The sequence below is a fragment of the Halobellus rarus genome, assembly GCF_024494595.1.
Lineage (GTDB): Archaea > Halobacteriota > Halobacteria > Halobacteriales > Haloferacaceae > Haloquadratum > Haloquadratum rarum.
Genome location: NZ_JANHDI010000011.1, coordinates 81,364 through 94,812 on the forward strand (window position 1 = coordinate 81,364; position 13,449 = coordinate 94,812).

11 protein-coding genes and 2 pseudogenes are annotated in these 13,449 nt (G+C 57.7%); 4 read left to right on the forward strand and 9 right to left on the reverse strand.

Going from position 1 to position 13,449, the window contains the following annotated elements; translation table 11 throughout:
• Positions 1 to 1,059: 1,059 nt before the first annotated feature.
• The gene (locus NO876_RS13490; protein WP_345780764.1) at positions 1,060 to 1,713 is read left to right on the forward strand and encodes a helix-turn-helix domain-containing protein; all 654 of its coding nucleotides are present in this window, start codon (positions 1,060 to 1,062) and stop codon (positions 1,711 to 1,713) included.
• A gap of 302 nt (positions 1,714 to 2,015) precedes the next feature.
• Here the strand turns inward: NO876_RS13490 and NO876_RS13495 are convergent, their stop codons facing one another.
• The 6 genes from NO876_RS13495 to NO876_RS13520 all read right to left on the reverse strand — a co-directional run bounded on the left by NO876_RS13495 (position 2,016) and on the right by NO876_RS13520 (position 7,864).
• Positions 2,016 to 3,299 (reverse strand): amidohydrolase, encoded by a 1,284-nt coding sequence (locus tag NO876_RS13495; RefSeq protein WP_256422191.1) that lies wholly within the window; start codon positions 3,297 to 3,299, stop codon positions 2,016 to 2,018.
• 43 nt (positions 3,300 to 3,342) lie between these two features.
• On the reverse strand, positions 3,343 to 4,098 hold the full coding sequence (locus NO876_RS13500; protein WP_256422192.1) for a hypothetical protein: 756 nt from the start codon (positions 4,096 to 4,098) through the stop codon (positions 3,343 to 3,345).
• Between the two features lies 1 nt (position 4,099).
• Positions 4,100 to 4,849 carry a DUF5058 family protein gene (locus NO876_RS13505; protein WP_256422193.1) on the reverse strand — a complete coding sequence of 250 codons (750 nt, stop codon included), beginning with the start codon at positions 4,847 to 4,849 and terminating at the stop codon, positions 4,100 to 4,102.
• Positions 4,850 to 5,104: 255 nt separating this feature from the next.
• Positions 5,105 to 5,872 carry an IclR family transcriptional regulator gene (locus NO876_RS13510; RefSeq protein ID WP_256422194.1) on the reverse strand — a complete coding sequence of 256 codons (768 nt, stop codon included), beginning with the start codon at positions 5,870 to 5,872 and terminating at the stop codon, positions 5,105 to 5,107.
• 474 nt (positions 5,873 to 6,346) lie between these two features.
• On the reverse strand, positions 6,347 to 6,724 hold the full coding sequence (locus NO876_RS13515) for a Rieske (2Fe-2S) protein (RefSeq protein ID WP_256422195.1): 378 nt from the start codon (positions 6,722 to 6,724) through the stop codon (positions 6,347 to 6,349).
• Positions 6,725 to 6,730: 6 nt separating this feature from the next.
• Positions 6,731 to 7,864 carry an amidohydrolase family protein gene (locus NO876_RS13520; RefSeq protein ID WP_256422196.1) on the reverse strand — a complete coding sequence of 378 codons (1,134 nt, stop codon included), beginning with the start codon at positions 7,862 to 7,864 and terminating at the stop codon, positions 6,731 to 6,733.
• A gap of 273 nt (positions 7,865 to 8,137) precedes the next feature.
• On the opposite strand from NO876_RS13520, the gene NO876_RS13525 reads away from it, so the two are divergent.
• Both NO876_RS13525 and NO876_RS13530 read left to right on the forward strand, forming a co-directional pair.
• Entirely contained in the window at positions 8,138 to 8,890 is a 753-nt protein-coding gene (locus NO876_RS13525; protein WP_256422197.1) for a maleate cis-trans isomerase family protein, read from the forward strand.
• 91 nt (positions 8,891 to 8,981) lie between these two features.
• Positions 8,982 to 10,442, forward strand: a complete 1,461-nt coding sequence (locus NO876_RS13530) for a YjiH family protein (protein ID WP_256422198.1) — start codon at positions 8,982 to 8,984, stop codon at positions 10,440 to 10,442.
• Between the two features lie 156 nt (positions 10,443 to 10,598).
• Here NO876_RS13530 and NO876_RS13535 read toward each other — a convergent pair whose 3' ends face one another.
• A complete protein-coding gene (locus NO876_RS13535; RefSeq protein WP_256422199.1) occupies positions 10,599 to 10,994 on the reverse strand; it encodes a universal stress protein in 396 nt (131 codons plus the stop codon).
• A gap of 202 nt (positions 10,995 to 11,196) precedes the next feature.
• Between NO876_RS13535 and NO876_RS13540 the strand changes: the two are divergent.
• Positions 11,197 to 11,310, forward strand: a pseudogene (locus NO876_RS13540) (IS6 family transposase); the annotation flags it as partial.
• Positions 11,311 to 11,417: 107 nt separating this feature from the next.
• On the opposite strand, the pseudogene NO876_RS13545 reads toward NO876_RS13540, so the two are convergent.
• Both NO876_RS13545 and NO876_RS13550 read right to left on the reverse strand, forming a co-directional pair.
• Positions 11,418 to 12,038: pseudogene (locus NO876_RS13545) on the reverse strand (IS6 family transposase).
• A gap of 103 nt (positions 12,039 to 12,141) precedes the next feature.
• Positions 12,142 to 13,374, reverse strand: a complete 1,233-nt coding sequence (locus NO876_RS13550; protein WP_256422200.1) for a tyrosine-type recombinase/integrase — start codon at positions 13,372 to 13,374, stop codon at positions 12,142 to 12,144.
• Positions 13,375 to 13,449: the final 75 nt, after the last annotated feature.

Consider the following 13,449-nt stretch of genomic DNA (forward strand, 5'->3'; position numbering starts at 1 on the left):
GGCGTGTCCCTTTTCTCGCCGCTCTACGCGCGGCGATTCTGCTCGTTCGAGGCCCGATAGATGGCGAATCGGGGCACCGTTTTTCGACCCCGATATAAGGGTATTATACGATTAAGCTAAATAGCAATACTGTCTCCGACCCATTATTTTAATGTATGGCACAGAGCAATCGTACCGATCGTGTCGGCAGAGAGGCGGAATCGAAATTTTACCTCCCGGTTGGAGTTTCTCCGTCGTCTGAAAAGGGTTGGTTCGAACGCATCTGGGCGAAGTTGTTCAATCACCGCGTCTGACACCCCGTCCCGTACGAGCGGCCGTCTCGAGGCCGTCGGTGTTGAAGTCGCAGACCGAACACGAACACCTCTTTTATTTTAGCACCGCAGCGGCACTGTCTAGGTAGTACTGCCTGAGGAACGAGTAGGTGGTCGAGAGTCCGGTCCAAGACTGCTTGCAAGCCTGCTCGGCCAGAAGTCAGCCGGTGAATTAGATGAATAGTGAGAACGTGGACGGACGTTCTCGCACAGAGATAGCGACGATGCGAACTGAATTAGGCGTAGAACGACCTCGTCAGTCGATGTGGCAATAGATCCCTCGGCTCGCTGATGACGTATCTGGCCCGGCATCGACATCGCCAACGCGGTCCCTGTCGACGAGACCGCTGTCCGCACCGATAGCGGGCTGTCTTGTTCATACACCACAAGAGACACCGATGCAAAATTGCTGTCCAGTGCCGAACTCTTCGACCGCCGAGGCACCGGCTCAGTGACTATATTTCTCATATAGGTCCTGAAGCGTCGAGATTGACTCATCCGCTCAAAGATGACGGGTGAGGAATCACACGATTCGTGGGGCGTTGGTCAGTACTTCATATGTGATTTTATTGTGCTATTTTGGAATTACAGTGATTTCGACGACCGCATCGGGCGCTACGGTGACCGAACGCCCGCTGGTAGCGGGGCAGCCCCGAGAAAACCTTACTATCAAGTGGCTCAAACGCCAATTACTCCTCGAAGCCCACGCGTCGACTCCCCACTCCCGACCGGAAAACAATCAAAGACAATGAGCGATATCAAAGCAGTCGTCCGGGTCGAGCACCCTGACATCGTGCTCACGAAGACGGTTACGTACGACAACAGTTCGAAGGTCAAGCCGGTCTCGGAGGCGGGAACCGACCCCAAGTCGGGGCGGTTCCTGTATCACGTCGAATCGTCCGATTTCTATCGGTTCGAGGAGGGTTTGCGAGACGATCATACGATTAGTGAGTTCGAGCGGGTCATCGAAACCACCGACCAGAGGGCGATCTACAGCTTCAAGTACACCGCCGAAGCGAAGACCTTCTCGCCGGTGATATCGATGGCAAACGGTGTCGCGCTCGATATGGAGAACGAGAGCAACGCGTGGATCATAACGGTGTGGATGCCCGAACGAAAGAAGCTCGTCGACCTCTGGGACTACGCACAGGCGAACGACGTCGACATCGATCTCCTGCGAGTGAACGAGTACGCCAGTATCGGTACCTCCTCCGCCGGCTTGACGGAGAGTCAGCGAGAGGCGCTTCTCGTCGCGTTCGAGATGGGGTACTTCGAAGACCCCCGAGATGTAACGCTTGGCGAGGTTGCCGACACGCTCGATATTTCGCAACCAGCCGCCAGTGGTCTCCTCAGACGTGGTATCAGTAGGCTTATTTTATCTAGCATCGTAGATGATAAATAAATTGTTAATTAGTGTTTGGTATTCCGCTACCGCTTGTACTTATCCTGTGATAATCGGCATTTAGTTGGTACGGGCGTCAAATATTCGATAGTCGATGCAACAGTGATGAGAGATTTGATTCCGAATCAAGAAATACACTTTGGTTACTATACGGCAGTAATATCAGCCATCATCTATTTATAATTGATACTATGATATTTACTCAATTCGGTGTAGTCGGGAAGGCGGCAGGAGTACGACTACCACCAGCCGACCGTCGTCACCGGATTACCCAGAGCGTCCGGATCGCTTCCGTGGTGCTTTCACGACAGGAGGTCGAGAACGGTTTCTGAGAGGACCGAGACACCGATCAGGAGGCAGTCCTCGTCGACATCGAACGTCGACGTGTGATGTCCGCTAGGACTGTCACTGCCGATCCCGACGTACGTCGCTCTTCCGCCGTTATCTTTGACAGCACGCATAAGGTACGTGACGTCCTCGCTGGCACCCGCACTCCTCCGTCGATGCACAGGGGAAACGCCATCGACGCCGCTCGCGATCTCGGCGACGAGGTCGACCAGTTCTTCGTCACTGTCCTCGCGGATCCCTTCTCCGATGAGTTCGGTTTCGGCCTCACAGCCGTGGGCTTCCGCCGCCGCGTCGATGCGCCGGTGGAGTGACTCACGCATATATTCCAACAACTCGTTCGATTCCCCGCGCACCTCCACTTTCGCAGTCGCCTTATCGGCAATCACGTTGGCAGCGTTCTCGGAATTGAGCTCACCGACGTTGACCCGAGTGGAGCCGTCTCTGTGACGGGGGATGCCGAAGATATCGTTCGTGGCAGTTGCCAGTGCCTGTACCGCATTGCGACCCTCGTTGGGTGCGAATCCGGCGTGGGCCGACTCCCCTGTGAACGTGACGTCGAACCGCGAGAAGGCGAGAACCTCGTCAAGGCCCGCGATCACGGTTCCGGTCGGATAATCGAGTCCGACGTGCGTGCCGATCAGGTAGTCCACGTCGTCGATGTGCGGCCCGGTAGCCATCGGCTTGCCGCCCCCGAGAAGTTCCTCGGACGGCTGGAAAAACACCTTGAACGTGCCGCTGAAGTCGTTTTCGATGACGGTCTGGAGCGTGCCAAGACCGAACGTGATGTGCGAGTCGTGGCCGCAGGCGTGCATGTATCCCTCATTCTCGGAACGGAATCCTGCGGCGGCCGGCTCGTGGTTCTCACTGGACGATTCGGTGATCGGAAGGGCGTCGATGTCGACGCGAAGGCCGACCGTCGGACCCTCACCGCGTTCGACGACGGCGACGACGCCAGTGTGTCCGCCCGCAACTCGCTCGAGAACGTCCGTCCGGTCCGTTCGGGATGCCGCTCGTTCATACCACTCCGACAGTTCCTCTTGGTCGGGTACTCCCAATCGCTCGGCGGGATCGAGTGCGTCGCCCCCGACGTGAATCTGATCGATACCGAGACGTTCCAGTTCCTCGACGATGTGTACTGTCGTCCAGAATTCGCGCCACCCCGGCTCCGGGTATTCGTGGAACTCGCGCCGGAGATCGACGAGCGCTTCCTCCGTCAACAGGTGTGTGTTCGCTGTCATAGGTTTTCGTGAGTACGTGTTGTCCTCAATGCTAATACCTACGTTATTCGTCCGCTTCCGGTGGAGAAATCATATCGCGTTTCCACATCTCGCGAGCGATAAGCGTCGTGCCGAACACCGAGACGATAATCACCGCGTACAGCGGGTAACTCGGGAGGAAAGCCAGGTACCCGAGTTCCAACAGTAGGGTCATACCTAACGCGATGGCGAACCCGATACTCGCGACCTTCGGGTAGTCTCGTCCGAACTGTGCGAAGATGGCTCCGAAGACCGCCGGGACCAGGTACGATTCGAGCGCGTTCTTCCACAGTTCGGGGAGCGCCTGGAAGGCCGACACGAGGGCGACCGCACCGACGCCGAGCATCGCCGTGTTGACGAAGATCGAAGCCGCTATCGCCACCGTCGAGATGATGCTCGCCTGTGGCGTCCCCGTCTCGACGTCTGAGGCCTCCTGGGCCGCTGCGGCGCAGGGTAATCGCAGATTCGAGATGTTACCCGACAGGAATGCCATGTACGTCCCGGGAATCCCCAGTACCGGGTAATACGACAACGGTTCGATGAACCAGTCCCACCCGAAGGTGATCGCAACCGAGACGATCGCCCCGACGATCGCCGCTGTGGGAGGGAGAATTCCGAATACCGCCAAGAGAGCCACCGCCGGCCCCAACGAGAGACCGACCGCGAGGAAGTTGGTTCGCCGTCCCCATTTGTTGACGTACGGAACGAAACTGTTCGTGTAGACGTCACTACTGTCCGCCGTTTGGGACTCGCTGGCTTGCTTGTTCTGACTGTTACCCATATTACCACCAACTCCCGACGGTCACTCGTATCGCGACTCCAACCAAGAGACCGACGAACATCGCCACCCCGAGCGCCCACTCCCTGAGCCACTGAACGTCTCGGCTGTCGGCGAGGTGCAGCAACCCGAGCATCGTGAGTCCCCCAACGGCGATGGAGCCGGTCTCCGGGGTCCCGGCCGTGGCTTCGCCACTCAGGAAGTACGCGAATGCGCCGAGCATCGCCGCCGCGCTGACGACCGGCAGGAGCTTCTCGTTGCCGTTGCTTATCTTCGTACGGACCATCTCCATATGCCGGGTGCCGAACGCCGAGACAAGTAGCCACCCAGTACCACCGAGTGTCATTGCCCAGACGGCCGTCGCGTACGCCTGTTCAGTGATGCCTTCGTCTCCCAGGCTGTATCCGAACTGACTGACGCCCAACTCGGCGGCGGGGAGCTCGAAGGCGACAGAGCCGATTACCGTCAGACGCATCCACGCTACGGGGCCACCGACAGTCGCGATCAAAGCCAACATCCCGGCCAACACCGCGACGGAGGGGCCGATAGCCGAGATCACGCCCGTTTTGAACCCTGTCTTCAGTTTCTCCTCGGAAAGCCCCATCTCTCTCCCGTCGTTCCACGCGCGTCGGAGGAAGATGGCGGCCTGCATCAGCACGACCAGAACGACAGGCACCGTCGAGAGCCACAACCACCGACTGTTGGCGACATCCATGTACGCTGGTGTTATCGACACTAGCTCGTGCGATACCATATCATAAATCCTGATATAAGGAACAAATATATATATAACTGCCGATGGCGTCCGACGCGTTCGCAGTACGCGATAGCACGGGGAAGTAGCGACGTTCCAGCGAATCGCTCGAAGCGGTTTCCGGGGTGGTCCCGCAACCAATCGGGTCGGTTCTCACTCGTTCGCCAGTAGTTTCGTACGGTTTCCAAACCCGCTCGCGACTGGCCCCGTACCCGATCGCGCGTCCGTTCGATATTCTCGCACCAGAATGCCGCCTCACTCGTAGGTCATCTTGAGCTCGATCTCGTTCGACCCGGTCAGGACCAGTTCGATCAACTGTTCTCGAAACGTAGCGTTCTCGACACGCGTGACGGGTGCGGAAACCGCGACTGCGCCGACGACACGGTCCTCGACGATGATGGGTGCCGCCACCGCCGACGTCCCTTGCGCCGCCTCGTTGTGGTTTACGGCGTACCCCTGTTCACGGATCTCTGTCAGTTCTGCTCGGAGTTCTTCGAGGGTCGAGATGGACTCGGGAGTCTTCTGGGGGAGACCGTGCTCCTCAGCGACCTCCTCGACGAACTCGTCCGATGAGAAGGCCAGCATCACCTTCCCCGACGCGAGACAGTGCATATGCTCGTGTTTCCCGATTCGCTCGTGCGTCTCGATAGAGTTCTCTCCTAACTCCTGTGCGAGATACACCGCCTTTCCGTTCTCTTCGACCATCAACCAGACCGCCGCACCGCTCTCCTCGGCCAACCCCTCCAGAGTCGGCCGGGACTTCGAGTATACGGAAATCGACTCGCGGGCTGCGATTCCGTGGTCGAGAAACTGGAGTGAGAGGTGGTACGCCCCGTCTCGCTTCGAAAGGTATCCAATGTGGACGAGCGTCGTCAGGTAGTCGTGTAACGTGCTCCCGGCCATCTCGACCTCTTTCGATATTTCTGAAAACGTCGCCTCGTCCAGTCCCTGAATCACGTTTACCAACTCGAACACCCTGACCGCTGTTTTGATGGACCGTTTCGGCGTTTTTCTGTCGATCATACGCCAAATGAGGGGAATAGCCCGTATAAGATTTGTGTTACAGTGTGACATGGGTTCGAGACGGACACGCGGGGCCGCCTACCCGGGCGTGGCATTACAATACTATTGCTGTAACGCTTGTGGTCTTCCATCCATAGCAGACCCCAACTGAAGTCTGTTGCCGCCGCCGCTGAAACAGGAGGACCACTCCGTGAGGACCCCGAGACCGCCGAGCCGAACTTCGACATAATCGACGTGTTTCGCAGGGGTGTATCAGATGGCTTCCCGGGTTGACGTCGGCTCATAGAGGCCTTCGTCCGTCGATTAGAGACTTCCGAAATATCGAAATCGGTGACGGTGGTGACTGAACGGGATCGGGGCATTCCGATCGGGGTGCAACTCGGCGAGATGCCGGCTGTCGAGAGCACTTCGCAGGAGAACGAACAGGGGGAAACCGAACAGCCGCTTCCGCTCCGTTAGTCCGGATACCGCGTCTCAGATGCGGACGAATACCTCGCCGTCTACCACTTTGGCATCGAACGTTCCGATACACTTGCCCGACACCTCGTGTTCGCCCGACTCGATATCCAGTTCCCAGAGGTGCCAGGGGCAGCTCACAGTGAGGTCATCCTCGTTTACGCCGCCGCGGGACTCCGTCCACGTGTCCTCCGCGTTGATCTTCTTTTCACCGGCCTTGTACAGCGGTGCTCCTTGGTGCGGGCACCGGTTCGAGATTGCGTGGAATTCGCCCTCAACGTTGAACACCGCTATCTCGATACCGTCTACATCGACCGCAATTCCACGGCCTCGAGGCACTTCTCCGACCGACGCAACACGACTGTACCCGTCGTCAATTTCTGGTTTTGCGCTCATCGGTGATCAGAGTCTGAGTATCTCCTCGGCGTTCTCGTGCAGAATCGACTCCCGCAGTTCGTCGTCGAAGGCTCGCGACGTGTAGAACCACGTCGGCGGGTCGAGGGTCTGGTGCGGCCAGTCGCTCGAGTAGGTGAACATATCGTCCGCCATACTCAGTTCGAGGAGGTCTCTCGCCTGACCGGACCCACGGGGGAGTGCGAGCGGTTGCGTCGTGAGGTAAATGTTGTCTCGGAGGTACTCGCTGGGCCGCCGTTCGAGCAGCTCACCGCCGGCCTCGTGCTTTCGAGGCGTGATTTTTACGTCGTCGGGATGCATCTCGTAGAACTCGTCCATCCGATACCGAACGAATGGGACCCACCAGTGGCCCCCTTCCTGGAACACCACGTTCAGGTCCGGGAACCGATCGAACACTCCGCGCATAATCATATTGACGACGTTTACCATCGTGTGTATCGGCCAGTCGAATCCGAGCACTTCGGTCCACGTGAGCATCTCGTCGCCGATGTAGGAATGTTGTGGCCAGTACGCCAGCGACCCGTGAAGCAGAAGCGGCAGGTCGTTCTCGACTAGCGCCTCGAAGACCGGGTCGAACTGCTCGCTGCCCCAGGGCGTCTTCGGTCCGAACCACGAATAGGCCGCGACGACGTTGTCCTCCGCCGCGACGCGTTCGATCTCTTCGACTGCGTACTCGGGGTCCCACTTCGGGACGAGCATCGACGTGTAGATGTCCTCGTCCGCGAAGTGATCGAGCATATAATCGTTCGCCGCCTGCACGACACCGTTTTTTAGGATCGGATGGTGTTGAAGCGGCAGATTGTTGACTCCGGCGTTGACGATCGGCTCGTCGATAGCGAACTTCTCGCAGGCTTCCCGAACGTCCTCGGCGTACTCCGCGCGACCCTGTGTGAACAGCCCTTCGTTACCTTCTTTGATGGCATATGCAGCGTCCCACTTGCCGGGGATGGGCGTCGGACCGAATTCGGTCGTCAGTTTGTCTCTCACGACATCGTCTTCCACGTACGCCAGCAGGTCCTCCTCCAGTGGATTGACGTGGAAGTCGAGGTCGATAACCCTGTCCTCGTACGCGCGTTCGGGTACCTCCGCATCTGCATCTATTTGGCTAACTGGCGAACCCATACTGTCCGGGTGTGATAGACTAATATAAATAATTTACTTTTTCATACTATCATTTACTTCGGAATGAGGCCAACGAACACGGATCGACGTGGGATGTCCGGTAGGCCCCTCGTTCCGCGATGAGGCTGATCAAGAGTTTCGTAACTGGCCGGAGGTTCAGATTCCGCGGCTACTGTGGGGATGTGCTCCGAGGGCAACCGGATCTACGAACGCCGACGACAATCGTTATGAGTAAAGCTTAATTGGGATATCGACACTACCCATAACGAGGCAATGACTGACACCTTCCGTGTCGGGTTGATCGTACCCAGCTCGAACGTCACGATGGAGACGGAGATACCCGCGATGCTGAACGCTCGTCCCGACCACTTCGGTGAAGAATTCACGTTCCACGCCAGTCGTATGCGTATGCAGAACGTCACGCAGGAGGAACTCGAACGAATGGACGATCAGTCCGAACGGAGCGCGACCCTGCTGTCGGACGCCCGCTGCGACGTTGTGGCTTATGCGTGTCTCATCGGCATTATGGCGCAGGGACCTGGATACCACATAGAGAGCGAGAAGAAACTACACGAACGCACGGTAGCGAACGACGCCGAAGCGCCAGTCGTGACGAGCGCCGGCGCACTCGTCCGGGCTATGGACCAGGTGGAGGCGGAGCGAGTCACGCTGATCGCGCCCTATATGGAGGAACTCACGCAGACGGTCATCGACTACTTCGAGAACAGTGGTGTCGAGGTTGTCGACTACGAGGCACTTGAGTGCCCGGATAACCTCGAAGTCGCACAGCTCGATCAGCGGAACCTCCTCGATATCGCGGATAACCTGGAGACCGATGACTCCGACGCCCTCGTGCTCTCCTCGTGCGTTCAGATGCCGTCGCTCGCTTCGATTCAGGCAGCGGAGGACCAGTTCGGACTTCCGGTCTTCTCAGCGGCAACGGCGACAACCTACGAGATCCTCGATCAACTCCGGCTCAGCACGCAGGTCTGCGGCGCAGGCAGCCTCCTCAACGGGGCTAATTGAGGATGTTAGGAACGATTTTCCGACTGATGCAAATATAACTTACATCTATTATATTAGAAAGTTTTATGACGGATCCGAGTGATCGGCGATTATGTTCGGCAGCCAAGTGTGGGAGAGCGAAGACCACGTATCGGATGCGTCGGTAACGCCGGAGAAAAAATCGATCTCCGACGTAGAATTCGATCAGAACGGGTGGCGACCAACGGTTCGATTCGTCCTCGCGTTCCTGATGGGGGGGTTCGTCTTCCTATTCCCTGTCCAATGGGAGGGACAGACAACGATTCCTCTCGACGTCATAATGACGCTCATTCAGAACGCGTCGATGACCGCGGTCGAGTTGTTCGCTTTGGGTATCATCATAGCAGGCGGTGTGCTCACGACCGTCGCCGAAATTCACTATCGGGGATCACCGACCCTCAGTGAAAGGACAGTAGACGTACTCGAACTGGAGTATTGGCAGACTGCGACAGTGTTCGTAGTGTTCCGACTTGCCGCCGTCTTCTTCGGATTCGCAATTCTACTCGACGTTGGACCGGCGTGGATACTGGCCGACCCCATCGTCAACATCGCTTGGGGAGCACTCGTCATCACCGTCGCGCTCGTGATTCCGATCGGTGCGATCTTCGTCAATCTGCTCGCGGAACTCGGGGGACTCCAGTTCATCGGAACCCTGGCGCAACCGCTGATGCGCCCCGCGTTCAAGTTACCCGGTCGGTCTGCACTCGACAGTGCGGCTTCGTGGCTCGGATCGTTCAGCATCGGTTACTACCTCACGCGGAACGTCTTCGATCGCGGTGGCTACAACAAACGGGAGGTGTTCGTCATCTGCACCTGCTTCGCGACCGCAAATCTCGGGACGGTCGGAGCGGTCGCAGCGATCCTCGGCCTTCTCCACGTGTTCCCCGTCATCGTCCTTCTGTACGTCGTCTCGACGCTCGTCGTCGCGGCGATACTCGTCAGGATTCCACCGCTCTCGACGGTTCCCGAGGAGTACATCGCAGAACCTGACCCGGAACCCAGGTTCACGGGGACGGTCGGAGACTACTTCCGATTCGCGTTCAACGAGGGCGTGACGGTAGCCGAAGAGGGTAATTCGATCGGCCGTGCCTCCCTCAACGGCTTCATCGACGGATTGAAACTGGCCGGAACGGTCGTCGGATCCGTGTTGACGATGTCGATGATTGTGCTACTTCTCGAAGCGTACACCCCAATCTTCGAGTACCTCGCCGACCCGTTCGTTCCCGTTATGTCGTTTCTCGGTATTCCGGACCCAAAGCTGGCGACCATCGGTATCATTCTCGGCGGCGCAGAGTTCTTCATTGGTGCCACCTTCGTCGTCGAAGCCGACCTGGTCACACAGGTGTTCGTTCTCGTCGTGACGGGTGCGCAGGCGATATTCTTCTCTGCGCCGGCGCCGATGATGGTCGATATGTTCGACGACGTCCCGATGCGCTTCCGCGATCTCTTTGTCCTCTTGGTAATGCGAACGGTACTCCTCGTACCCATCGCCGCAGCCCTGACCCACGTGGCAGCAGCGTTAGGACTGCTCTGAGCCGATAGGTTCACTATAGTAGTATGCAGTAACCAGGGGTCGAATCGAAAGGAACCCTCGACCGTTCCGGTGGTCGGCGTCGCTGAGCGAGCCCGTAGCGAGTCTTGGTCGGTAGAAGCGGTCGATTCAGCGAGACGGAATGTTTCCGCTGATCCGTCAGTCTGTGACTGTCTCGAGCAGGACTGTGCGGTCGGATTTCAGAACGACATCTTGTGAGACGCTACCGAACAGCGCCTTGCCCGTCGGCGACCGTTTCCGGCCGCCGAGGCTGACGACGTCGGCGTCAAGTCGCTCTGCTTCGTCGAGGATTTTTCGTACTGCATCGCCACTCGCCTGCTCGACTCCGATATCGAATCCCGACGCTTCGAGCCGTTCGAGGACCTCTCGTACCGAGTTGAGATCCCGTGCGTTTGCTCGCTCGTCGTCGCCCCGGAAGACGTGAAAGAGGACGACTTTCGTGTCCTCTCTTACGAGCGGGAGTTCGAGTAGCGACTCGATCTGTGCCGTCGCACGTTCCACATCGGTGTCTATCGCGAGGAGTATCGTAGTCATCGTCTGTCATACGGTCCGAACGAGTGCTGCCCCGATTGGATCCGCATCGATACCACAATTCCAGGGCATATATACTTTATCACGTCCTGGCAACGCGGCGCTCACAACTGGATTCACGAGAATCACGCAAAAAATCCGTAGAACGGCGGTGTGAAACATCGGTCAGCGATACAATCGAGTGCCTCCGAACGTTAGCGCTTCGAGGCCGCTACTCCGAGAACCTTCGTCGTTTTCCAACTGTTTCAGCCACCTACAGCCTGAAACTGCTGAAAATTGGCTCCAAGCATTTGCTACCTGGCTCAATGCTCCAAACTAAACACTACCGTAGAATAGATCTCAAAATCTAACTCCGCCGATGTAGGTTTGAGTTAGTCTCATTAATCAACCGCCTGTTAGCGACGGTAGTGTTCAGATAAGCTGATTCTATGCGAATGCGAAAGAGCTGAGCCAGTCGTCAGCTGTTTCTGGGTCGACGTAGTGGAAACAGTTTGAGAACGAACTAGTTCTCTGTTTTACCTCACGAAATATACGTTCGACGCTGTTGCGATTTCCGCGGTGTTCGTATCTGAAATCGAGGCCGTGTCGGTGGCAGACTTCTTTCAGTGGGGTGGCGCCATTGACGAGAAACACGGCGTCGTCGACGTCGTGTTCCTCGCGAAGCTCACCTAAGAATATTTTGGCAAGAGCGTTCATTCTTGTCGGTTCAAGCTTCATATGGAGTAATTCGTTCGAGTCGGGATTGACGGCGGCGTACAGCCAGTATTGTTCGTAACCGATCTGGATCACGGTCTCGTCAACCGCAACGTGACCCGGTAACCGACCAGATACGGGCTGTAGATCAGCTTTGTGAACCCAGTTGTGGATGGTCGATCGAGCTCAACTGACACCGAATACCTCAAGAGCATAGACAGTATTCGAAACCAATAATCCAGCGAGATTCAACTGAATACTGATCTTCATCAGCAGCCGTGGTGTCGCTTCTCGTTCAACAAACTCTAAGTCAATCTGGTCGAGATTACCGCCGAGGCGTGCGTTTTCGGGCACAGATTACTCAGAAAACGTCACGCCTCACCTTTCAATCCTTATCTGAACACTGCCCCTTATATGAGAGGAAGTTAAAAGGTAAAGCGAAAAGTACAGTATCTATTTATATTCCAATATCAGTTTCTTCGATTGCTTCAGTGGCTACATCACCGAGTTCTCCAGCTTCGATATGCGAATACCGTTCTCGTATCATTTCCTCAGAATTGTCGAGATATCGAGCAGCCACGGTATAGCCAAATGCTCGGACGAGGACCTCACCCATCCCCCGCCGACCGCCGTGTGGCGCGAGGTAGTTGTGTTTCGGATGGCCGATGTCGATCTCCGCGGCTTCCGTGAGTCGCTGGAGAATTGATCGTGCGCCGTCCGTCGTGATCGACGGCGGTCGGATATCCTCATCGAGTGCCAGTAGGAGGTCTCGAGCGTATGCATCACGGCGCTTTTCGATCGTATCCGGATGTTCCCCTCGGTCCGCGAGTGCATCCTTCACGACCCCCGCAAGCGTCCGTTGGTCGAACGTCGGAAAGACCGGCCACCGTTCGGTCGATGGGGCCATCAGCTTCCGGTAGCTCCGCAACGGGGAGATTACGGGATCGGGGAGGCTGCCAGCGTCCCACTGCTGTTTCTTCCGATAGACATCCATACTCCCGTCCTCGAGGTCGATGTCCTCCCACCGCACGCCACGGCGTCGCGGGTCATCGGGATCACGGAGGAGTTCCCCAACGCGGACGGCCGTGTACGCGAGGACGAACACAAGGGCTCGGTCACGAGTCGCCTTCAGTGCCGCGTAGCGCGCTCGCTGCTTGTCGACGGGGTCAGTATCCTCTGGGAGTGTCGTGTACGCATCGACGGCGTCGCGGGCCCGTTCGTCGACGTGCCGGGTGAGGGCGTGGCGCTGTTCGGACGTCCAGGCCTGCTGGTCGCCGGGCTTGCGGCCGTCGTCCTCGGGCAGCGGCGCCATCGCACTCGCCCGCTGCGCGTAGTGCGCCTCGAGATACCCCTCGTTGACACACCAGCCACACCACGCAGAGATATACCGGTAATAGGTTTGTACCGTGTTCTGCTTGAGTCCCCGATTTCCACCGAGATGCCGGGCGTACTCCCGGAACACGCGTTCGTCGAGATCGTCGAAGGTCGGCTCGCGGTCGACGTCTTCGGGGACGATCCCGGTCCAGTCGTCGGCACCGCGGTCGCCGGCGGTCCACTCGGCGAACCGCTCGAGTTCGCGTGCAGCGTTTCGTCGATAGTTCCCACCGTCCCCACCGCGGCCTTTTCCCTTGTCCTGGAGGTAGCGCTCGAAGCTGTCGTCGAGCGGCGTCGAAAGCGCTCGATCAGGCATCCACCGGCCCTCCACCGTCCTGCGAGCCCGGTCTCGGTGCCTCTACTCTGGGGGAAGCGGCGTCGTGAGGTGGTT